Consider the following 21609-nt stretch of genomic DNA (forward strand, 5'->3'; position numbering starts at 1 on the left):
CACCTTTAATTCCCGATTGAATGAATATCAAAATAAAATATATAGTTATACATAGAGGAGGATTTTTTTAATTTGAATAATATAACGGTAGAAGAATTAAATAGTAAAACTTTAGCACAATTGAAAGATATAGCTAAAGAATTAAATATAAAATCAGTTAGCAAATATAAAAAAGGCGAATTAATTGAAATTATTAATGAAAATACAAAAAATAGTTCATCGGAAAACATTAAAAAAGATGAGAATAAGTCTAATGAAAAATACAATGATACTAACAATAGATCGCAAGACAATGTGCAAACATATAATAAACAAGAAACAGTTTATGTAAAGCCTTATAATAAATATGAAAATAATAGTAGTAGAAATGTAGAGAGTAAGAGTCAGAGTCAGAGAATAGATAATAGACATCAAAATAATGATTATAATAACAAGCCTCAAGGAATAGATAATAGACAACTTAGAAATAATAGTAATAAATCTTATTATACTCCAAAGATAGTTGAAGAATCTAAAATAATTGATGAGTTCAATACTTCTAAAGATGATGAGGTAATGGGCGTATTAGAAATACTTCCGGATGGTTTTGGATTTTTAAGAGGTTCAAATTATCTATCTACAGAAGGAGATGTGTATGTATCTCCATCTCAAATAAGACGATTTAATATGAAAACAGGGGACAAGGTTAAAGGAATAACTAGACACCCGAAAACAGGCGAGAAATTTAGAGCACTTTTATATGTTCAAAAAATAAATGATGAAAGACCTGAAACTGCTATACAAAGGAAAGCATTTGAAACCTTAACACCTATATATCCAGAAGAAAAGTTAACTTTAGAAAAGAGTCAAGGTGAAATTGCTACAAGACTTATAGATTTAATATCTCCTATAGGTAAAGGTCAAAGAGGATTAATAGTAGCACCTCCTAAGGCAGGAAAAACTATGCTTCTTAAAAATGTAGCAAATAGTATTGTGAAAAATCATCCAAATGTGGAATTAATAGTTCTTCTTATTGATGAAAGGCCTGAAGAAGTTACTGATATGAAAGAATCTATCGATGGAGATGTTATATACTCTACTTTCGATCAAGTTTCAAGTCATCATGTTAAGGTAGCTGAAATGGTTCTAAATAGAGCTCAGAGGTTAGTTGAGCATGGTAAGGACGTAGTAATCTTGTTAGATAGTATTACTAGACTTGCTAGGGCTTATAACTTAACAATATCTCCAACAGGAAGAACTCTATCTGGAGGTCTTGATCCAGGCGCATTACATGGACCAAAGAAATTCTTTGGTGCAGCTAGAAATATTAGACAAGGTGGTTCATTAACAATACTTGCAACAGCATTAGTTGAAACTGGATCAAGAATGGATGATGTAATATTTGAAGAATTTAAAGGTACAGGTAATATGGAATTACACCTAGACAGAAAGCTTGCAGAAAAGAGAATATTCCCAGCAGTAGATATATATAAATCAGGAACAAGAAGGGAAGACTTATTACTTTCTGAAGAAGAAAAGACAGCACTTTGGAGATTAAGAAGAGAAATGAGTAATAATTCAGTTATGGAAGTTACTGACAAAGTTATAGAATTATTAAAAAGAACAAAGAATAATGATGAGTTTGTTAAATCAATAAAGGCACTTTAATCTGAAATAAAAACTCCTTGTACCACTAAAAAACTTATGTTATAATGGTGTAGTTGATAATGTAAATGAAAAATTAATATGATTAATTTTAAAAATAAAGAGAAGAGGTGACAATAATGCAAAAGGATATACAACCTAAATACAATGTTATTGAAGTAAGTTGTGCATGTGGAAATAAATTCCAAGCTGGTTCAACTAACGATGAGATAAAAGTTGAAATATGTTCAGAATGCCATCCATTCTACACTGGAAAGCAAAAGAATATAGAAGCTGGTGGAAGAATCGACAAGTTCAAGAAGAGATTCAAAATGGACTAATTTTTATAAAAAATGGAGTTGGGAAGCCAACTCCTATTTTATTTAACTAGGGGGTTCTAAATAATGTATAGACCGATTAATCATGGTTATATAGAGGCTGTAATTGGACCAATGTACAGTGGGAAAAGCGAAGAGCTTATAAGAAGACTAAAAAGAGCTAAAATAGCAAAACAAAATGTTGTGGTATTTAAGCCTAAAATAGATGATAGATATAGTAAAGAAGACGTAGTTTCACATAGTGGAGAAAGTATAGATGCAATTCCTATAAATAAAGCTAATGAAATTTACGATTATATAGATAATAAAGTTCAAGTTGTTGGAATAGATGAAGTACAATTCTTTGATGAAGAAGTTGTAAGTGTAGCTGTGGATTTAGCCAACAAAGGAATCAGAGTTATAGCTGCAGGTCTTGATATGGACTTTAAAGGTGAGCCGTTTGGACCAACGCCAAAGTTATTAGCGATAGCAGAATTCGTTGATAAAATACAAGCTGTTTGTTCTGTATGCGGACAACCTGCTACAAGATCTCAAAGACTAATCAATGGAGAACCAGCTAGATATAATGATCCAATAATACAAGTTGGAGCAGTAGAAAGTTATGAGGCTAGATGCAGGAAGTGTCATGTAGTATATAAATAAAAATAAGCTAATTTAGAATATATCCCTTTAGAGTGAGAGAAAGTTTACTTTAAAGGGAATTTTTATATTATAATAAAATAAAAATATAAAATAGCTAAGAGGTGAGTATATGAGTAAACCGGCTGTTGGTGGTCAAGCTCTAATTGAAGGTGTAATGATGCAGTCAAAGAAAAAAAGAGCAATAGCTGTTAGAAAAGCAGATGGAGAGATTGTAATTAAAAAAAATAAAATAAAAAGCTGGATAAATGATAAAAATATAGATAAAATTCCTTTTGTTAGAGGATCATTTATATTAATTGAAAACATGCTTGAGGGTATTAATAGCTTGAATTACTCTTCAGAGTTTTTTATGGATGAAGAAAATGAAGAGGAAGATAAATTTGACATATTACTTAAAAAAGTATTCAAAGATAAAGCCAATGATGTGGTTTTAGTTATAGCTATGTTTTTTGCTATTCTAATTTCCATAGGTATGTTTGTTTTAATTCCAACATTTATAGGAGGATTATTTTCAAAAATTATTTCTAATAAGGTTATTTTAAACTTGATAGAGGGAATAATTAGGATACTAATACTATTTACTTATATTGTTATAATTTCAAAAAATAAAGATATAGAAAGAACGTTTCAATACCATGGAGCAGAACATAAAGCTGTATACTGTTATGAGAATAATTTAGAGCTTACTATCGAAAATGCAAGAAAGTTTACTACATTACACCCTAGATGTGGAACAAACTTTTTATTTATAGTTATGTTTACATCTATAATATTGTTTTCATTCTTTGGGTGGCCTAATCCTCTAGTTAGAGTGATAATGAGAATAGTATGTATACCAGTAGTTGCTGGTATATCTTATGAGATAATTAGATTTCTTGGGAAATATAACAATAAATTAACTAAAATTGTTGCATATCCAGGAATGATGTTACAAAAGTTTACAACAAAAGAGCCAGATGATTTACAATTAGAGGTGGCATTAGCGGCATTAAAGGCTGTTGTGAATTAAGAAAAAGGAGCAGTTATGACAATTAGAGATATAATTATAAAATACTCAAAAGAGTTAGAAAATATAAGTGACACGCCAAGATTAGATGTTGAAATATTACTAGAAAAAGCTCTTGGAAATGTAGATAGTCTTTATATACGTCTAAATTTAAATAAAGAGTTAACACAAGAACAAGAGGATTTATTTAATACATTTATACAAGATAGATTAAAGGGAAGACCTGTTGCTTATATAGTAGGAAATAGAGAATTTATGGGATTAGATTTTTACGTACAAGAAGGAGTTTTAATTCCAAGGCCAGATACAGAGCCTTTAGTAGAAGAGATAATAGAGCTTTGCAAAAGTAAAGAAAATTTAAGTATATTAGATATAGGAACTGGTTCAGGGGCTATAACTATAAGTTTAGCCAAATATTTGAAGACTTCTAAGGTGAAATCTTTTGATATATCAGACATAGCGTTAGAAATTGGTAAAAAGAATGCAATAAGTAATGAAGTTGATGATAGAGTTGAATTTATAAAATCTGATTTATTTAGTTCTATAGAAAATAAAAATATAAAATTTGATGTTATAGTTTCTAATCCTCCTTATATACCTAAAAAAGATATAGAAACTTTACATACTCAGGTGAAAGACTATGAACCATATACAGCTTTAGAAGGTGGAGAAGATGGGCTAGACTTTTATAGAAGCATAACAGAACAATCAAGAATGTATCTAAAAGAAAATGGAATATTAGCATATGAAGTTGGTCATGATCAAGCTGAGGATGTATCAGAGATAATGAAGAAGAATGGGTATAATAAAATATATACAAAGAAAGATTTACAGGGAATTGATAGAGTTGTTATAGGTTATAAACTATGATATAATGAACAATTGATATGTTACAATTAAAGAGGTGAAAGTATGTTACAGAAATTAGCAGTACTAGAAGATAAATATAAAGAACTAACAGAAAAAATAAGTGATCCTGAAGTAATAAGCGATCAAAAAGTTTGGCAAAAGTATATGAAAGAGCATGCTGATTTAGAACCAATCATAATGAAGTTCAGAGAATATCAGTCTGTTCTAAACAGTATAAAAGACTCTAAGGAGATACTACAAGAGGAGTCTGATGAAGAATTAAGAGAGTTAGCTAAAATGGAACTATCTGAGATGGAAGACCAAGTAGAACCATTAGAAGCTGAATTAAAAATACTATTATTACCTAAAGACCCTAACGATGAAAAGAACGTTATAGTTGAAGTTAGAGGTGGAGCAGGTGGAGATGAAGCAGCTCTATTTGCTGGAGACTTATTCAGAATGTATTCAAGATATGCTGAAAGAAGAAGATGGAAGATAGAATTATTAAGTGCTAGTGATACTGGTGTTGGTGGATATAAAGAAGTATCTTTCTTAATAAAAGGTAAGGGTGCATACTCAAGATTAAAATATGAATCAGGAGTTCATAGAGTTCAAAGAATCCCAGCAACTGAATCAGGAGGAAGAATACATACATCAACTGCAACGGTTGCTGTATTACCAGAAGTTGAGACTGTAGAAGTAAATATAAATCCAAATGACTTAAGAATAGATGTTTTCCGTTCTTCAGGAAATGGTGGGCAAAGTGTTAATACTACCGACTCTGCGGTAAGAATAACTCACATACCTACAGGAGAAGTAGTATCTTGCCAAGATGGTAAATCACAGTTAAAAAATAAAGAACAAGCTTTAAAAATACTTGTAGCTAGACTTAATGATAAGGCTATAGCTGAGCAAAATAAAGAAATATCAGCTGAAAGAAAGAGTCAGGTAGGTACAGGTGATAGATCTGAAAGAATAAGAACTTATAACTTCCCTCAAGGAAGAGTAAGTGACCATAGAATAAACTTAACATTATATAAGTTAGATCAATTCTTAGATGGAGATATCGATGAAATGATAGATGCCTTAATAACAGTTGATCAAACTGAAAAAATGTCTGCAATATAAATCCCTAATATTTAGGGATTTTTCTATAGGAACTTTAGTTATCTTATGAACTTGTACTGTATATAATTATTATATAATGGTACAAGGGGGTTGAGAATTGATATTAAGAATTACTTTAATTGGTTTATTTGCAGGTGTTATAGGAACTGGTTTTGGGGGAGTAATATCAGCTATTTTCAAGAAAAAAGTAGACAAATATATAGATTTTTTTATGGGTCTATCAGGTGGAATAATGTTAGCTGTTGTAGTATTTGACTTAATGAAAGAATCTATGGAAATCATGGGAGTTATGCAAACCGTTATATTTACATTTGTAGGAGTAATTATAACAATGCTCATAAAGTCAAGCTTAGACATATCTAGCGATATGAAGTCAGGGTATTTAATTTTTTTGAGTATACTATTACATAATCTACCGGAAGGGCTAGCTATTGGATCATCTTTTATGTCAAAAGAATCTCTAGGTATGACGTTAGCAATAGTTATAGGGATACATAATATACCTGAAGGTTTAGCAATGGCATTAAGCTTGGTTGGCAGCAAAATGAAAATTGCTAAGGTAATTTTATTTACAATAATAGCAGGAATACCTATGGGTATAGGGAGTTTTTTAGGTGCTTATTTTGGGGGGATTTTTTCTTCGCTTATAGGTGTATTTCTTGCTACAGCAGCTGGTACAATGATGTACGTTGTCTTGGAAGAAATATTCCCTAAATCAAGAAGTCTATATTGTATAATTGGATTTTTAGTAGGTACATTAATTGTATATTGTATCTAAAACTAAAACAAAGGTAGGTATACAAATGATGAAAACTATCATAAGTAAAATTGAATCAGAAAACATCGATATAAAAGAAATTGAAAAACATGCAAAACTTTTAAAAGAAGGAAATACAGTTATATTTCCAACAGAAACAGTATATGGATTAGGAGCAAATGCTTTAGATGAAAATGCTGTAAAGAAAATATATAAAGCAAAGGGAAGGCCAAGTGATAATCCTCTTATAGTTCATATTTCAGAGGAAAAAGAAGTATATGACTTAGCTAAAAATGTAAGTGAAAAAGCTAAAAAAGTAATGCAAGAATTTTGGCCAGGGCCTATAACTATAGTTTTGAATAAAAAAGACATAGTTCCTAAAACTACTAGTGGAGGACTAGATACAGTAGCTATAAGAATGCCCTCTCACAAAATTGCACAAGCAGTAATAAAAGAAGCGGGTGTTCCTATAGCAGCTCCTTCTGCAAATATATCAGGAAGACCATCTCCAACAAAAGAAGCTCATGTCAGAGAGGAAATGGATGGAAGAGTAAGTGGAATAATTTTAGGTGGAGATTGTAACTTTGGACTAGAATCTACAGTTTTAGATATGACTGAAGAAGTACCAATGATACTTAGACCAGGTAGTATAACTAAAGAAGAATTGGAAAAATTAATTGGAGAGGTAAATTTAGACCCATCTTTAGAAAAAAAAGAAGATAATAAAAAGGCAAAAGCACCTGGTATGAAATATACACATTATTCTCCAAATGCTGATGTTTATATAGTATCGGGGAATTCTGAAGATGTAGTACAAAAGATAAATGATTTAGTTCGACAAAATGAAAATAATGGATTAAAAACAGGTGTAATGTGTTTAAATAAAAATTATGAAAAATACAATGGTCTAGTTATATCTCTTGGAGAAACTTTAGAAGAAGTAGGTAGCAACTTATTTAGTACTCTTATAGAAATGGATAAAAACAAAATAGATATAATATATTCAGAAGAATTCCCTGTAAGTGGGGTAGGAAGAGCTATAATGAACAGACTACTTAAATCAGCTGGTTATAAAATAATTAAAGCTTAATTTTGAATATTAAAATTATATCAAAAATACTAGTAAAATGTTACTTAATTTAATATAATATCATAAGAATACTATTAGATAGTGAATATTTTTATAATAAGTTTATTAAATTCGCTATTTTAATAAAAAATACAAAAATATACATAACGAAATACATAATGCGGAGGAAATTTTAATATGAAAATCGGATTAGGATGTGACCATGGGGGCTATAACCTTAAATCAGAAATAATCAAGCATTTACAATCTAAGGATATCGAATGTGTAGATTATGGTACAAATAATGATTTAGATTCAGTAGATTACCCAATATATGGGGAGTCAGTTGCCAATGCAGTAGTAAACAAAGATGTAGATTATGGAATTGTTTGTTGCGGTACAGGGATTGGAATATCTTTAGCTGCAAATAAAGTTCCAGGAATAAGATGTGCTGTAGTATCAGATGTATTTTCAGCAAAAATGTCGAAGGCTCATAATAATGCAAATATGTTATCTTTAGGAGAAAGAGTTATAGGAAAAGGACTTGCCTTAGAGATTGTAGATGCATGGATAAATACTGAGTTTGAAGGCGATAGACACTCTAGAAGAGTTGATATGATAAATAAAATAGAAGAAAAGCATAGTAAACAGGAGGCAATATAATATGAGTAAGGTAATAGTAACAGATCATCCATTAATACAACATAAGTTAACATTAATGAGAGATAAAAATACAGGTTCTAAGGATTTTAGACAACTTTTAACGGAAATAACAATGTTAATGGGATACGAAATAACTAGAAATTTACCATTAGAAGATGCAGAAATACAAACACCAGTGGTAAATGCTACATGTAAAGTATTACAAGGGAAAAAATTAGGAATAGTTCCTATATTAAGAGCTGGATTAGGGATGGTAGACGGATTAGTGAACTTAATACCAGCAGCTAAAATAGGACACGTTGGATTATACAGAGATCCTGAAACTTTACAACCAGTTGAATATTACTGTAAACTTCCTCAAGATATACATGAAAGAGAAATGTTAATAGTAGATCCAATGCTTGCGACTGGTGGATCAGCAGTTGCTGCAATAGATGTATTAAAGAAAAAAGGAGCAACAAATATAAAGTTAGTTAACTTAGTTGCAGCTCCAGAAGGTATAGAAGAAGTTAAGAAATATCATCCTGATGTAGATATATACGTTGCATCTATAGATGAAAAGTTAAATGATCATGGATATATTGTTCCAGGATTAGGTGACGCAGGAGATAGATTATTCGGTACAAAATAAATGTAAATATATATCGACAGTCTTAAATTTAAATTTTAAGACTGTCTTTTTATCATATATTATTGCCGAGCATAATTTTATTAAGTAATATTAAATTTTAATTTTTTTTTGAAGGTAGAACGGTTGAAATTTCAATTAAAATTTAGAAAATTAAGAAAGTCATATAAAAAGAATTGCTTTTTTTTAATAATATGGTAAAATAGATTTAACGAAAGACATAGATAAATTTAAAGTTTATAATTTGAAAATGAGCAAAATTCCAGTAGATTAATTAATTGATGACATCAATTGGGGAGAAATGTCGCAATGATGTCGAAAATTTTGTTATATTTGGATTATAGAATTGACTTTGTCAACAAAGGGCAATGCATAGTTGACTTTGTCAACTTATGTCGGAAGTTGTTGATATTGTCTATTAATGTAAATTGAATATAGAATAAGGAAGGCAAAATTTTTATGGGAAAAAAGAATGCATATTTAGAGGTAGGGAAAATGCTATCACTAATAAGCCAGATAGGTTTAACAATGGTAGTTTCTATATTTGGTACTTTCTTTTTAGGAAGATATATAGATAACTTACTTAATACAAAGCCAATTTTTACACTAATATCATTAGTAATAGGAGTTGGTGGAGCATTCGTATCTGTATATAAAATGGTTATTGGATATACGAAAAGGAAGTGATGAATTGGATATTAAATTACAACAAGAAATAGTCAATATAAATAAAGGAGTTTTCATATATGATGTTGTAATAATTATAGGATTATTATTAACATCATATTTTGATAAATCGATGCTATTAGGCTTGGTTCTTGGGACTTTAGTAGCATTAATGAATTTTACATATTTAGCAAAGTCGATAGAAAAATCAATAGATATGACAGCTGATAGAGCAAAACTTTATGCAACAAGTCAATATATGATTAGGATGATTATAATTGCAGTAGTAATGTTTGTATCAGTAAAGTCACCCAAGTTAAATCTTATTGGGGTATTTTTAGGTTTAATAGGACCTAAAATGGTAATATTATCAAGAAATTTAATATTTAATAAACTAAGAAGAAAGGAGTCATAGGATGAGTTATGCAAGATGGTTACAACTTGGTAGCTTTAGAGTAAGTACGACTGTCACAACTAGTTGGTTAATTATAGCTGTACTTGCTATAGTATCATATTTCTTAACTAGAAATTTGAAAAAAGTCCCTACCAGTAAGGTTCAAATATTTTTAGAGTATGCTGTAATTACTCTTAAAAACCTAGTTACATCTACAATGGGTGAAAAAGCAGTTAAACAAATGCCTAATATGGTGCCTTACATAGGAAGTTTATTTGTATTTTTTGTATGTTCTAACCTAATAGGGCTATTAGGGTTTAGATCACCAACAACTGATTTAGATACAACATTAGCATTTTCGCTAATAACAGTATTTCTTATTTACTATGGTGGTATTAAAGATAAAGGCCTTAGTTATCTTAAAGGATTCCTTGATCCAATACCATTAATGTTACCAATGAATATAGTGAGTGAAGTTGCAAGACCTATATCTTTATCATTCCGTCCATTCGGAAATATATTAGGTGGAGCAGTAATAATGTCGTTGATATATCAATTCTTAGGATGGTTATCAACATTAGTACCAGGAGTAACAATACCGTTTGCACAGTTAGCGATACCAGTTCCTCTACACTTATACTTTGATTTATTTGCAGGTGTTCTGCAATCATTTATATTTGTAATGTTAACTATGGTATTCGTATCTAATGCAACTGATTAAATAAAATAAAAATTTTAAAAAGAAATTTAGGAGGTATTTAAAATGCAAGATTATACAATGGCACAAGCAATAATAGCAGCAGGATGTGCTGTAGGAGCAGGATTAGCTGCTATAGCAGGGATAGGACCTGGGATAGGACAAGGTTTCGCAGCAGGTAAAGGTACAGAAGCAGTTGGAAATCAACCTGAAGCTAAAGGTGATATAATGTCAACAATGTTACTTGGATGTGCGGTTGCTGAGTCAACTGGTATATATGGTCTAGTAATAGCGATAATCCTAATATTTGCTAATCCATGGATATAGTAAGAATTTTCAAGTAGAAGATTTAATGTAAAATCTTTAATTAGGAGATGGTTTACCATCTCCTAATTAAAGATTGTGATTAATGGAAAGGAGGAGCAAATAGCACTATGGAGAAAGATTTGATAGGAATAACATCTGACCTTGTATTTCAACTTATAAATACAGTTTTAGTATTTTTATTACTAAAAAAACTTTTATTCAAGCCAGTTTTAGGAATAATTGAGGCTAGAGAAAATGATATACAAGACAATTTAGCAAAAGGTGAGAAAGCTAAAAATCAAGGTATGGCATTAAAAACTGAGTATGAAGACAAGATAAGTCGTGCAAAGGATGAAGGTCAAGAGATAATAAAACAAGCAACTTTAAGAGCAGAGCAAAAGTCTGATGAAATAATATCTAGTGCAAAAGATGAGGCAGCTCATATAAAAGAAAAAGCAACGAAAGATATTGAACAAGAAAGACAAAAAGCTATGAATGAAATTAAGGATGATATTTCAGATATAGCTTTACTTGCAGCATCTAAAGTTATTGAAAAAGATATAGATAAAGAAAAACATGAAGATTTAATAAAAGATTTTATAAAAAAGGTGGGCGAATCTAAATGATAAATGTAGTAGCAAATAGATATGCTGAAGCCTTATTTCAAATCGGAGAGGAAGAAAAATTAACAGATAAACTTTATCAAGAGTTAAGTGAAGTTGTTGGTTTGATTGAGACAAATAATGATTTATTCTCAATTTTAAAATCTCCTGTTATATCTAAAAAAGAAAAAATTAGTTTAATTGATAGTATATTTACAAATAAAATAGATATCAATATAAAGAATTTTTTAAAAATACTTATAGAGCAAAATAGAATTTCATTTATACCAGATATGGCTGCATCATATAAAGAGTTATTAAATGAAAAGAATAATATATTAGAAGGATTTGCAATAAGCGCAATCCCGATGAATAAAAAAGAAATAAAAGAGCTTGAAGAAAAGCTTTCGCAAAAATACAATAAAAATGTTACTTTAGAGAACAAAGTTGATAAATCTATTTTAGGTGGAGTCTTAGTTAGACTTGGAAATGAAGAAATAGATGGAACAGTAAAAAATCGTCTAGATAAAATGAAAGAACAACTATCTCAAGTAATATCTTAGGAGGGCGGTGAACCCATGAACTTAAGACCTGAAGAAATAAGTTCTATTATTAAGCAACAAATAAAAAATTATGAAAGTAAAATTGAATTAACTGATACAGGTAGTGTACTAAAGGTAGGAGATGGTATAGCTACTGTATATGGATTAGAAAAAGTTATGTCAAGTGAACTTTTAGAGTTCCCTGGTCAAGTATATGGTATGGCTCTTAACCTTGAAGAAGGTGTAGTTGGTGCTGTTATATTTGGTGATGACTCTAATATAAAAGAAGGGGATATAGTAAAGAGAACTGGTAAAGTTGTTGAGGTTCCAGTTGGAGAGGCTATGATAGGTAGAGTAGTAAGTCCACTAGGATTACCTATAGATGGAAAAGGACCAATAAACACTAATAAAACTAGACCAGTTGAAGCTCAAGCACCTGGAATAATGGCTAGAAAATCAGTTCATGAACCATTACAAACAGGTATAAAAGCTATAGACTCAATGATACCAATTGGTAGAGGACAAAGAGAGCTTGTTATAGGTGATAGACAAACAGGTAAAACTTCTATATTAATAGATACAATATTAAATCAAAAGGGTAAAGATGTTATATGTATATATGTTGCAATAGGACAAAAACGTTCTACTGTAGCTCAATTAGTTTCAACTCTTGAAAAAGGTGGAGCTATGGATTATACAATAGTAGTTTCAGCTACAGCATCTGAATCTGCACCACTTCAATACTTAGCACCTTATGCAGGAGCTGCTATGGGTGAAGAATTTATGTATAATGGGAAACATGTACTTATAATATATGATGACTTAAGTAAACAAGCAGTTGCATATAGAGAAATGTCATTACTACTTAGAAGACCACCAGGTCGTGAAGCTTACCCAGGAGATGTATTCTACTTACACTCAAGATTACTTGAGAGAGCAGCTAAGCTTTCAGATGAATTAGGTGGAGGATCAATGACTGCATTACCAGTTATAGAAACTCAAGCAGGTGACGTTTCTGCATACATACCAACTAATGTTATTTCTATAACAGATGGACAAATATACTTACAACCAGAATTATTCTACTCAGGAATAAGACCAGCAGTTGATCCTGGTATATCTGTTTCAAGGGTTGGTGGTAGTGCACAAATAAAAGCAATGAAAAAGGTTGCTGGAACATTAAAACTTGCTTACTCTCAATATAGAGAACTTGCAGCATTCTCTCAATTTGGATCTGATTTAGATGAAGATACTAAAAAGAGACTTGCTCAAGGGGAAAGAATAGTTGAAGTTTTAAAACAAGGAGAGCATGAGCCAATAAAGGTTGAGCATCAAGTTATGATAATATTTGCTGTTATAAATAACTTCTTAGAAGATATACCAGTAAATAATATATCTAGATTTGAAAAAGAACTTTATAATTTTGTAGACAACAACTACCCAGATGTTACTACTAAAATATTAGCTGGAGAAGATTTCTCTTCTGATTTAACAAACGCTATAAATCAATTTAAGAAAAAGTTTGTTGTTGAAGCGTAATCCTTTTTTAAAAGGAGGTAATTTAATTGGCAGGAGCAGGTATTAAAGAAATTAAAACTCGTATGACCAGTGTTGAAAGTACTAAGCAAATAACGAAAGCTATGGAATTAGTTGCTTCTTCAAAGTTAAGAAAAGCTAAGGATAGAGCTGAAAGTTCAAGACCGTACTTTAATACGTTATACAGTACTATAAAAGATATATCTCAAGGTAGTAAAGGTATAAAAGATGATTTTCTAAAACAAAGAGAAGTTAAAAATAGATGTTATATAGTTGTTGCTGGAGATAGAGGATTAGCTGGAGGATATAATTCAAATATATTAAAATCTACAGTCGCTCATATGGAAGGTAAACAAGAAAAAGTTATTCCTATAGGTAAGAAAGCGTATGAGTTCTTTGAGAAAAGAGGGTACGATATAGTAAAATCTGTAGAAAGTGTAGAGCATTGTGAGTATGATAATGCTTTAGAAATAACAAATAATGTAATGGATTTATATAAAAAAGGAGAGGTTGATGAAGTTTATATGGCTTACACAGAGTTCATATCTCCTTTAGTACAAAATGTTAAATTAATAAAAGTACTTCCATTAGCATTTGAAAAAGAAGAAGCCAAGTCTCAAGAAAAATCTGCAAGCAAAGGTAGAGTACAATATTTGCCATCAGCAGAAGCTGTTTTAGGCTATATCATACCTAAGTATATCTCTGGAACGATATATGGTGGAGTTATAGAATCTTTTGCATCAGAACAAGGTGCTAGAAGAACGGCAATGGAATCGGCTACAGATAATGCAGATGAAATGCTATCTGATTTAGAGTTGAAATACAACAGAGCAAGACAATCAGCAGTAACTCAAGAAATAACAGAGATAGTAGGTGGAGTTGAAGCTCTAAAATAAGGAGGTTAGGAAATGGCAAATGTAGGTAAGATAGTACAAATCGTAGGAGTTGTACTTGATGTTAAATTTGATGATGAGAAAAGCCTACCTAACTTATTAAACGCGTTAGTTATAAAGTTAGGAGATAAAGAAATAGTTGCAGAGGTTGCACAACATATAGGAGATAATACAGTTAGATGTATTGCTATGAGTGCAACTGATGGATTAGTAAGAGGGATGGAAGTTGTTGATACAGGTAAGCCAATAAGTGTTCCTGTTGGAGATGCAACTTTAGGAAGAATATTCAATGTTTTAGGAGAACCAGTTGATAACAAACCAGCTCCAAAAGATGCACCAAAACTTCCTATACATAGACAAGCACCAAGCTTTGAAGAAATAGAAAGTAGTGCAGAAATACTTGAAACAGGTATAAAAGTTGTTGACTTATTATGTCCATACCTAAAAGGTGGAAAGATCGGTCTATTCGGTGGAGCCGGAGTTGGTAAGACAGTTCTTATACAAGAACTTATAAACAATATAGCTAAACAACACGGTGGTATATCTGTATTTGCGGGTGTTGGAGAAAGAACTAGAGAAGGTAATGACCTTTATCACGAGATGGCTGACTCTGGAGTTATAAATAAAACGGCTCTAGTATTCGGACAAATGAACGAACCACCTGGAGCGAGAATGAGGGTTGCTCTTAGTGGTCTTACAATGGCTGAACACTTCAGAGATGAGCAAGGTCAAGATGTTTTATTATTCGTTGATAATATATTCCGTTTCACACAAGCAGGTTCAGAAGTTTCAGCACTTCTTGGACGTATGCCATCAGCAGTTGGATATCAACCAACTCTTGCAACAGAAATGGGTAACTTACAAGAGAGAATAACATCAACTAAGAAAGGGTCTATAACATCTGTTCAAGCAGTATATGTACCAGCAGATGACTTAACTGACCCAGCACCAGCAACAACATTCACACACTTAGATGCTAAGACTGTTTTATCAAGACAAATAGCATCGCTTGGTATATACCCAGCAGTTGACCCATTAGAGTCTACTTCGAGAGTTCTTGACCCAAGCATAGTTGGTAAAGAACACTATGAAGTTGCGAGGGGAGTACAATCTATACTTCAAAGATATAAAGAACTTCAAGATATAATTGCTATACTTGGTATGGATGAACTATCTGATGAAGATAAGATTATAGTTGCTCGTGCTAGAAAGATACAAAGATTCCTTTCTCAATCTTTCACAGTTGCAGAGCAGTTTACAGGATTACCAGGTACATATGTACCAGTTAAAGAAACTGTAAGAGGTTTCAAGGAAATACTAGAAGGTAAGCATGATGATTTACCAGAATCAGCATTCTTATTAGTAGGAACTATAGAAGAAGCTGTTGCAAAGGCGAAGGAGCGTAGATAACTATGGCAAGTGAATTTTCACTAGAAGTTGTAACTCCTGATAAAGTTTTTTATAACGATAATGTAGAAATGGTAATAACTAGAACTACAGAAGGTGATAGAGGTATCCTTAGAAATCACAGACCATTTGTAGCTGGATTAGTCGAAGGTACTCTTAGAGTTAAAAAAAATGGTGACTTTAAAGAAGCAAAAATAGCAGGTGGATTTATTACAGTAGATAAAGAAAAAGCTGTAATTTTAACAGAATCAGCTGAATGGATATAAAATAAAAAGAACCACACTAATATAAAAACTTATATTATGTGGTTCTTTTTATTTTATATATATAGAAATATAATTATTTTTAGAGTTACTGTTCGAAATTTGCACTTTTTAATTCAAGTAATTGAATATAATAATGTAATCGTAATACAATAATATTAGAAGGATGATTTTTGGAGGTTATGATGAATATATTAGATATTGGAGTGGATATAGTTGAGATTGATAGGATTAAGGATGCTATCAATAAAAATGAAAGGTTTTTACATAGATTATTTACAGATAATGAAATAAAGTACTTTGAGTCTAAGGGATTTAAGACTGAAACTATTGCAGGGAATTTTGCAGCTAAAGAAGCTATAAGCAAATCTATAGGATTGGGAATTAGAAATTATACTTTTAAAGATATAGAGGTATTAAGAAATTCTTTGGGAAAACCTATAGTGAAAACTTATAATAATTTGAGCAAGATATGCATAGAGTATAATGTTCTAGAAATAAAAGTTTCTATATCTCATAGTGAAAAATATGCTGTGGCAAATGCTATTGCAATAACTAAGGAGTGATAATATGAATGATAAAAAAGCAAAAGATATAATGACAACTGATGTAATTGTAGCTAAAAAAGGAGATACTATATCTGAAGTGGCAAATGTACTTATATCAGGAAAAATTGGAGGACTACCTGTAGTTGATGAGGATAATAAGGTAGTAGGAATTATATCAGAGACAGATATAATAAAAAAAGAAAAAAAGGCACATTCAACTCCTTTTGTAAATGTTCTAGAGGGAATAATATTTTTAGATGATTTTAACAAGATGGAGAAAGATTTAAAAGAAATTGCAGCATATAAAGTTGAAGATTTAATGTCTACGAATATAGTAAAAGTACATGAAGATGAAGCTTTTGATGACATAGCAAATATAATGATAAAAAAATCTGTTAATAGAGTTCCTGTAGTAGACGAAGAAAATAGATTAAAAGGAATAATTTGCCGATATGATATAATAAGAGCCATGTATAATGAATAAACTTTAATAGGAGGATTATATGAGAAACAAGTGGATGACATTATTAATAATAACGATTGGTTTAAGTGTTAGTTTTGTAGGTTGTCAAACTAGAGAATCCACAAAAGAAGACGTTTATAAAAAATTTCAAGAACAAGTTTCAAAAATTGAATCCTATACGTGTACAGCTGAAATTGAAGTTGTAGGAAATAAGGGTATGAGCAGTTATACTTTAAAACATTATTATAAAAAGCCAAATAACTATAAGTTAGAGGTTGTTTCTCCAGAGCATCTTAAAGGAAAAACTATGGAATATAAGGATAATAAAATCATAGTTAAAAATCCTGACATTGATGACATTTTTGAATTACCTAATAGTAGTAAAGATCAACAGTACTTATTTATAGGTGATTTTATGAGAAATTATCTTCAAAATGAAGAAATTACAATGAACTCCTCTGATTCAGAATTGATATTAGAGGCAAATATACCTGGAGATGATGAATATTTTAATAAACAAATCTTATATATAGATAAAGGAAATAAAAAACCTGACAAAATGGAGATATTAGATAAAAACGGAAAAATTAGATTTACAGTTAAATATGATAATTTTGAATATAAAAAGTAAGAGGAAAAAGATATGGCTAAAGGAACAGTTGCCCCTACTTGGGCGGAGATAAATCTAGATAACATAAAGTTTAACTTAGATAATATAAAAAAATTATTAAATGAAGATACTAAAATTTGTGGGGTAGTTAAAGCTAATGCATACGGTCATGGTGCAGTACAAATTGCAAAGTTGCTTGAAAGAGAGAAGGTAGATTATTTAGCGGTTGCTAGATTAGAAGAAGGTATAGAACTTAGAGAAAATTATATAAAAGCTCCTATCTTATGTTTAGGTTATATACCTGATGAGGCTATAAGAAACGCAATAATAAATAAAATAACGATGACAGTATATTCTTTAGATATGGCTGAAAAAATAAGTGAATTGGCGCAACAGGTTAATGAAAGTGTGAATATTCATATAAAAATTGATACAGGTATGTCTAGAATAGGATTTCAGCCAAATGAAGAATCCGTAAAAGATATAGTTTTAATAAGCCAATTAAAGAATATAAAAATAGAAGGAATGTATACTCATTTTGCAAAAGCAGATGAGAAAGATAAGCAATATACATACCTTCAGGCAGAAAAATACAACTATATTGTAAATAGACTAGAGGAAGAGGGTATTCAAATTCATATAAAACACGTTTCTAATAGTGCTGCTACAATGGAATATCCTGATTTAAACTTTAATATGGTCAGATGCGGAATTATATTGTATGGTCATTATCCATCTGATGAGGTTATGAAAGATAGAATAGAGCTTAGACCAGCTATGAAGTTAAAATCAAGGATTGCTCATATAAAGGAAGTAAATTCAGATATAGGTATAAGTTATGGATGGAAGTATAAAACTAGTAGTAAGGAAAAAATTGTAACTATACCTATTGGTTATGCAGATGGATTTACTAGAATGCAAAATAATGCGAAAGTATATATAAATAATTATCCTTTTGATGTGGTAGGAAGAATATGCATGGACCAATGTATGATAAAAATAGATAGTGATATAGACATAAAAATTGGTGATGAGGTTATAATATTTGGAGAAGGAGATGCGACGGTAGAAAGGATAGCAAATGATTTAGGAACTATAAATTATGAAATTTTATGTATGGTTTCAAGGCGAGTTGAACGTGTATATATGGAAAGAAATGCAATTTTACAAGCAACCAGTTATTTGGTAAAATAAAAGATATAGTATACTCTGGGAGGCGATTTTGTGCATAATAAGAGCAAGGAAAAAATTGTGTTTACTTTACCTGACTCTCTTATATCTGAAGTAGATAATATTGTTCAGATGGAAAATAGTAATAGAGAAGATTTTGCAAAAGCTGCTTTTCAATTCTATATAACTCAAAAAAAGAAAATAGACTTAAAAGAGTGTATGATTAAGGGTTATAAAGAAATGGGTCAAATAAACTTATCATTAGCTGAACTAGGTATGACAAATGAGGTATCTTCTGATGTCGATTCTGAAGGGAATATCGCTCAAGGTGAGTAGTGTTAACTTAGAAGTAAAAAGAGGAGATTTGTATTACGCTGATTTAAGCCCAGTTGTAGGTTCAGAACAAGGTGGAGTGAGGCCGGTTCTGATAATACAAAATGATATAGGTAATAAGTACAGTCCAACAGTTATAATAGCTGCCATTACATCTCAAATTAATAAAGCTAAATTACCTACTCATATAGAGATAAGTGCTAATGAATATGGGCTTAATAAGGACTCTGTAATTCTCTTAGAACAAATCAGGACTATTGATAAAAAGAGAATAAGAGAAAAAATAGGTTGTCTAGATAGTAATGTGATGTTAAAAGTAGATAATGGTCTTCAAATAAGTTTGGGACTATTTAATATTTGAAAATTATTGGTATTATTTTTAATATCAATAATTTTTTTTATTATAAGGTAATTATAATTTGTATATTTTGTGTATGATCTATAATTACTTATCTTAGGACTTGGCATAGAGGGTATATTTTATGTGCTTAGTTATACAAAATATTTAGCATATATATTGTTGATGAAAGTAAATTTTTTACCCATACCCATAAAAGTTAAGTATAAATTATGAACATTTATAGATAAATTTATTTTATTTTAAAAATAGAGTAAAAATTTGGCGAGAAGTGGTATAATAATATGAGATTGGTATATAAATGTACATTACATAATAATGATTTTTTTACTTTACAAACCAGGGAGGTAATTACATGAGAGACCATAAAGGATTAAATGAAATTACGTGTAGTATAAGAAAAGACATAGTTTCTATGATACACGGAGCAAAATCAGGACATCCAGGAGGATCATTATCAGCAGTTGAGATCTTAACAGCTCTTTACTTTGATGAAATGAATATTGATCCAACTAATCCTAAGATGGAAGATAGAGATAGATTTGTTTTATCAAAAGGACATGCTGCTCCAGTTTTATATGCAACGTTAGCTCACAAAGGATACTTTGATAAAGAAGAGTTAAAAGGATTAAGAAAAACGGGGAGAATGTTACAAGGGCATCCAGATATGAAGGGAACTCCAGGGGTTGAAATGTCAACAGGGTCATTAGGACAAGGGTTTTCAGTAGCATGTGGAATGGCTATGGCGTCTAAATTAGACAATGCACCATGGAGAGTATATGCTTTACTTGGAGATGGAGAGTGTCAAGAAGGAATAGTTTGGGAAGCTGCAATGAGTGCTGCTCACTATAAATTAGACAACATGACAGCATTTTTAGATTATAATGGACTTCAAATAGATGGTAATACAGATGATGTAATGAGTTTAGGTTCTATAGTTGATAAATTCAAAGCTTTTGGATGGAATGTTATAGAAATAGATGGACATGACTTCGATCAAATATTTGCAGCTCTTGATATGGCTAAATCAACTGTAGGTCAACCAACTATGATAGTTGCTAAGACAATAAAAGGTAGAGGTGTATCATTTATGGAGAACCAAGCTGGATGGCATGGAAATGCTCCTAGTGACGAACACTTAAGAATTGCTTTAGAGGAATTAGGAGGTGCTTTCCATGAGTAAAATAGCTACTAGAGACGCATATGGAAAAACATTGCTAAAATTAGGTGAAACAAATGATAATGTAGTTGTATTAGATGCAGACTTATCAAAATCTACAAAAACAAATGACTTTTCAAAGTCATTCCCAAATAGATTTTTCAATATGGGTATAGCTGAGCAAAACTTAATAGGAGCTGCTTGTGGATTTGCAACAGCAGGAAAAATTCCTTTTGCAAGTACTTTCGCGATGTTTGCAACAGGTAGAGCATTTGAGGTTATAAGAAACTCAGTATGCTATCCTAAGTTAAATGTTAAAATATGTGCTACTCACGCTGGTATAACAGTAGGGGAAGATGGAGCCTCTCATGAAAGTATTGAAGATATATCTATAATGAGATCAATACCTAATATGACTGTAGTAGTTCCTGCTGATGGAATAGAAACAGAAAAAGTAATATTAGAAGCAGCAAAATACAATGGACCAATGTATGTACGTCTTGGAAGAAGTGCAGTTCCTACACTATTCGGAGAAGATTATAAATTTGAAATAGGAAAAGGTACTGTTCTTAGAGATGGAAACGATGCTACAATAATAGCTTGTGGTATGATGGTAAATGAAGCTGTAATTGCACACGAAGAATTAAAAGCTGAAGGTATAAATGTTAGAGTAATAAATATGTCTACAATAAAACCTATAGATAGAGAATTAATTGTTAAAGCTGCTAAAGAAACAAAGGCTATAGTAACTGCAGAAGAGCATAGTATAATAGGTGGATTAGGATCTGCTGTAAGTGAAGTAGTATCTGAAGAATGTCCAGTGATAGTTAAGAAGGTTGGAGTAAAAGATGTATTCGGAGAATCTGGAACACCAGCTGAATTATTAGAAAAGTATGGATTAACAGCAAAACATATAGTTGAATCAGTAAGAGAAGCTTTAAAATAATAAAAAAGACTTT

28 protein-coding genes are annotated in these 21609 nt (G+C 30.9%); all 28 read left to right on the forward strand.

What is annotated here, in order from left to right:
* Window positions 1-72: 72 nt before the first annotated feature.
* The 28 genes from rho (at window position 73) to H8923_RS14970 (ending at window position 21596) form a co-directional block, all read left to right on the forward strand.
* The gene (rho, locus tag H8923_RS14835) at window positions 73-1647 is read left to right on the forward strand and encodes a transcription termination factor Rho (protein ID WP_153972714.1); all 1575 of its coding nucleotides are present in this window, start codon (window positions 73-75) and stop codon (window positions 1645-1647) included.
* Window positions 1648-1763: 116 nt separating this feature from the next.
* Complete coding sequence (gene rpmE / locus H8923_RS14840) at window positions 1764-1964, forward strand: 50S ribosomal protein L31 (protein ID WP_153972715.1); 201 nt, start codon at window positions 1764-1766, stop codon at window positions 1962-1964.
* 63 nt (window positions 1965-2027) lie between these two features.
* Window positions 2028-2603 (forward strand): thymidine kinase, encoded by a 576-nt coding sequence (locus tag H8923_RS14845; protein WP_153972716.1) that lies wholly within the window; start codon window positions 2028-2030, stop codon window positions 2601-2603.
* Window positions 2604-2712: 109 nt separating this feature from the next.
* Window positions 2713-3612, forward strand: coding sequence for a DUF1385 domain-containing protein (locus H8923_RS14850; protein WP_153972717.1), 900 nt, complete (start codon window positions 2713-2715; stop codon window positions 3610-3612).
* Window positions 3613-3627: 15 nt separating this feature from the next.
* Window positions 3628-4479 carry a peptide chain release factor N(5)-glutamine methyltransferase gene (gene prmC / locus H8923_RS14855; protein ID WP_153972718.1) on the forward strand — a complete coding sequence of 284 codons (852 nt, stop codon included), beginning with the start codon at window positions 3628-3630 and terminating at the stop codon, window positions 4477-4479.
* A gap of 42 nt (window positions 4480-4521) precedes the next feature.
* Window positions 4522-5586 carry a peptide chain release factor 1 gene (gene prfA, locus H8923_RS14860; RefSeq protein WP_147540177.1) on the forward strand — a complete coding sequence of 355 codons (1065 nt, stop codon included), beginning with the start codon at window positions 4522-4524 and terminating at the stop codon, window positions 5584-5586.
* Between the two features lie 97 nt (window positions 5587-5683).
* On the forward strand, window positions 5684-6364 hold the full coding sequence (locus tag H8923_RS14865; RefSeq protein ID WP_153972719.1) for a ZIP family metal transporter: 681 nt from the start codon (window positions 5684-5686) through the stop codon (window positions 6362-6364).
* 28 nt (window positions 6365-6392) lie between these two features.
* Window positions 6393-7433 carry an L-threonylcarbamoyladenylate synthase gene (locus H8923_RS14870; RefSeq protein ID WP_153972746.1) on the forward strand — a complete coding sequence of 347 codons (1041 nt, stop codon included), beginning with the start codon at window positions 6393-6395 and terminating at the stop codon, window positions 7431-7433.
* 177 nt (window positions 7434-7610) lie between these two features.
* Complete coding sequence (gene rpiB / locus H8923_RS14875) at window positions 7611-8075, forward strand: ribose 5-phosphate isomerase B (protein ID WP_153972720.1); 465 nt, start codon at window positions 7611-7613, stop codon at window positions 8073-8075.
* Window position 8076: 1 nt separating this feature from the next.
* Window positions 8077-8706: a uracil phosphoribosyltransferase gene (gene upp, locus H8923_RS14880; protein ID WP_153972721.1), complete on the forward strand. Its 630-nt coding sequence runs from the start codon at window positions 8077-8079 to the stop codon at window positions 8704-8706.
* A gap of 456 nt (window positions 8707-9162) precedes the next feature.
* Entirely contained in the window at window positions 9163-9390 is a 228-nt protein-coding gene (locus H8923_RS14885; RefSeq protein ID WP_153972722.1) for an AtpZ/AtpI family protein, read from the forward strand.
* A 4-nt stretch (window positions 9391-9394) separates the two neighbouring features.
* Complete coding sequence (locus H8923_RS14890; RefSeq protein ID WP_172976748.1) at window positions 9395-9784, forward strand: ATP synthase subunit I; 390 nt, start codon at window positions 9395-9397, stop codon at window positions 9782-9784.
* A gap of 1 nt (window position 9785) precedes the next feature.
* Complete coding sequence (gene atpB, locus H8923_RS14895) at window positions 9786-10484, forward strand: F0F1 ATP synthase subunit A (protein ID WP_153972724.1); 699 nt, start codon at window positions 9786-9788, stop codon at window positions 10482-10484.
* 57 nt (window positions 10485-10541) lie between these two features.
* On the forward strand, window positions 10542-10787 hold the full coding sequence (gene atpE / locus H8923_RS14900) for an ATP synthase F0 subunit C (RefSeq protein WP_153972747.1): 246 nt from the start codon (window positions 10542-10544) through the stop codon (window positions 10785-10787).
* A gap of 107 nt (window positions 10788-10894) precedes the next feature.
* Complete coding sequence (gene atpF / locus H8923_RS14905) at window positions 10895-11392, forward strand: F0F1 ATP synthase subunit B (RefSeq protein ID WP_153972725.1); 498 nt, start codon at window positions 10895-10897, stop codon at window positions 11390-11392.
* Window positions 11389-11931 (forward strand): F0F1 ATP synthase subunit delta, encoded by a 543-nt coding sequence (locus H8923_RS14910; RefSeq protein WP_153972726.1) that lies wholly within the window; start codon window positions 11389-11391, stop codon window positions 11929-11931. The genes atpF and H8923_RS14910 overlap by 4 nt, the downstream gene beginning before the upstream one ends.
* A 15-nt stretch (window positions 11932-11946) precedes the next feature.
* Window positions 11947-13449: a F0F1 ATP synthase subunit alpha gene (gene atpA / locus H8923_RS14915; RefSeq protein ID WP_153972727.1), complete on the forward strand. Its 1503-nt coding sequence runs from the start codon at window positions 11947-11949 to the stop codon at window positions 13447-13449.
* Window positions 13450-13475: 26 nt separating this feature from the next.
* Window positions 13476-14342 (forward strand): ATP synthase F1 subunit gamma, encoded by an 867-nt coding sequence (gene atpG, locus H8923_RS14920; protein ID WP_153972728.1) that lies wholly within the window; start codon window positions 13476-13478, stop codon window positions 14340-14342.
* A gap of 12 nt (window positions 14343-14354) precedes the next feature.
* A complete protein-coding gene (gene atpD / locus H8923_RS14925; protein ID WP_153972729.1) occupies window positions 14355-15749 on the forward strand; it encodes a F0F1 ATP synthase subunit beta in 1395 nt (464 codons plus the stop codon).
* A 2-nt stretch (window positions 15750-15751) separates the two neighbouring features.
* Window positions 15752-16012, forward strand: coding sequence for a hypothetical protein (locus H8923_RS14930; RefSeq protein ID WP_153972730.1), 261 nt, complete (start codon window positions 15752-15754; stop codon window positions 16010-16012).
* 182 nt (window positions 16013-16194) lie between these two features.
* Entirely contained in the window at window positions 16195-16575 is a 381-nt protein-coding gene (gene acpS / locus H8923_RS14935) for a holo-ACP synthase (protein WP_153972731.1), read from the forward strand.
* Between the two features lie 4 nt (window positions 16576-16579).
* Window positions 16580-17041, forward strand: a complete 462-nt coding sequence (locus H8923_RS14940) for a CBS domain-containing protein (RefSeq protein WP_153972732.1) — start codon at window positions 16580-16582, stop codon at window positions 17039-17041.
* A gap of 19 nt (window positions 17042-17060) precedes the next feature.
* Window positions 17061-17651 (forward strand): germination lipoprotein GerS, encoded by a 591-nt coding sequence (gene gerS, locus H8923_RS14945; RefSeq protein ID WP_153972733.1) that lies wholly within the window; start codon window positions 17061-17063, stop codon window positions 17649-17651.
* Between the two features lie 12 nt (window positions 17652-17663).
* Window positions 17664-18824 carry an alanine racemase gene (gene alr, locus H8923_RS14950; protein ID WP_153972734.1) on the forward strand — a complete coding sequence of 387 codons (1161 nt, stop codon included), beginning with the start codon at window positions 17664-17666 and terminating at the stop codon, window positions 18822-18824.
* A 30-nt stretch (window positions 18825-18854) separates the two neighbouring features.
* The gene (locus H8923_RS14955; protein WP_147540194.1) at window positions 18855-19136 is read left to right on the forward strand and encodes a ribbon-helix-helix domain-containing protein; all 282 of its coding nucleotides are present in this window, start codon (window positions 18855-18857) and stop codon (window positions 19134-19136) included.
* The gene (locus tag H8923_RS14960) at window positions 19099-19494 is read left to right on the forward strand and encodes a type II toxin-antitoxin system PemK/MazF family toxin (protein WP_153972736.1); all 396 of its coding nucleotides are present in this window, start codon (window positions 19099-19101) and stop codon (window positions 19492-19494) included. The genes H8923_RS14955 and H8923_RS14960 overlap by 38 nt, the downstream gene beginning before the upstream one ends.
* Before the next feature lie 352 nt (window positions 19495-19846).
* The gene (locus H8923_RS14965) at window positions 19847-20674 is read left to right on the forward strand and encodes a transketolase (protein WP_153972737.1); all 828 of its coding nucleotides are present in this window, start codon (window positions 19847-19849) and stop codon (window positions 20672-20674) included.
* Window positions 20667-21596, forward strand: coding sequence for a transketolase family protein (locus H8923_RS14970; RefSeq protein WP_153972738.1), 930 nt, complete (start codon window positions 20667-20669; stop codon window positions 21594-21596). Before H8923_RS14965 ends, H8923_RS14970 begins: the two co-directional genes overlap by 8 nt.
* The last annotated feature ends 13 nt before the right edge of the window (window positions 21597-21609 follow it).

The organism is Romboutsia faecis, assembly GCF_014323405.1.
Classification (GTDB): Bacteria; Bacillota; Clostridia; order Peptostreptococcales; family Peptostreptococcaceae; genus Romboutsia_E; species Romboutsia_E faecis.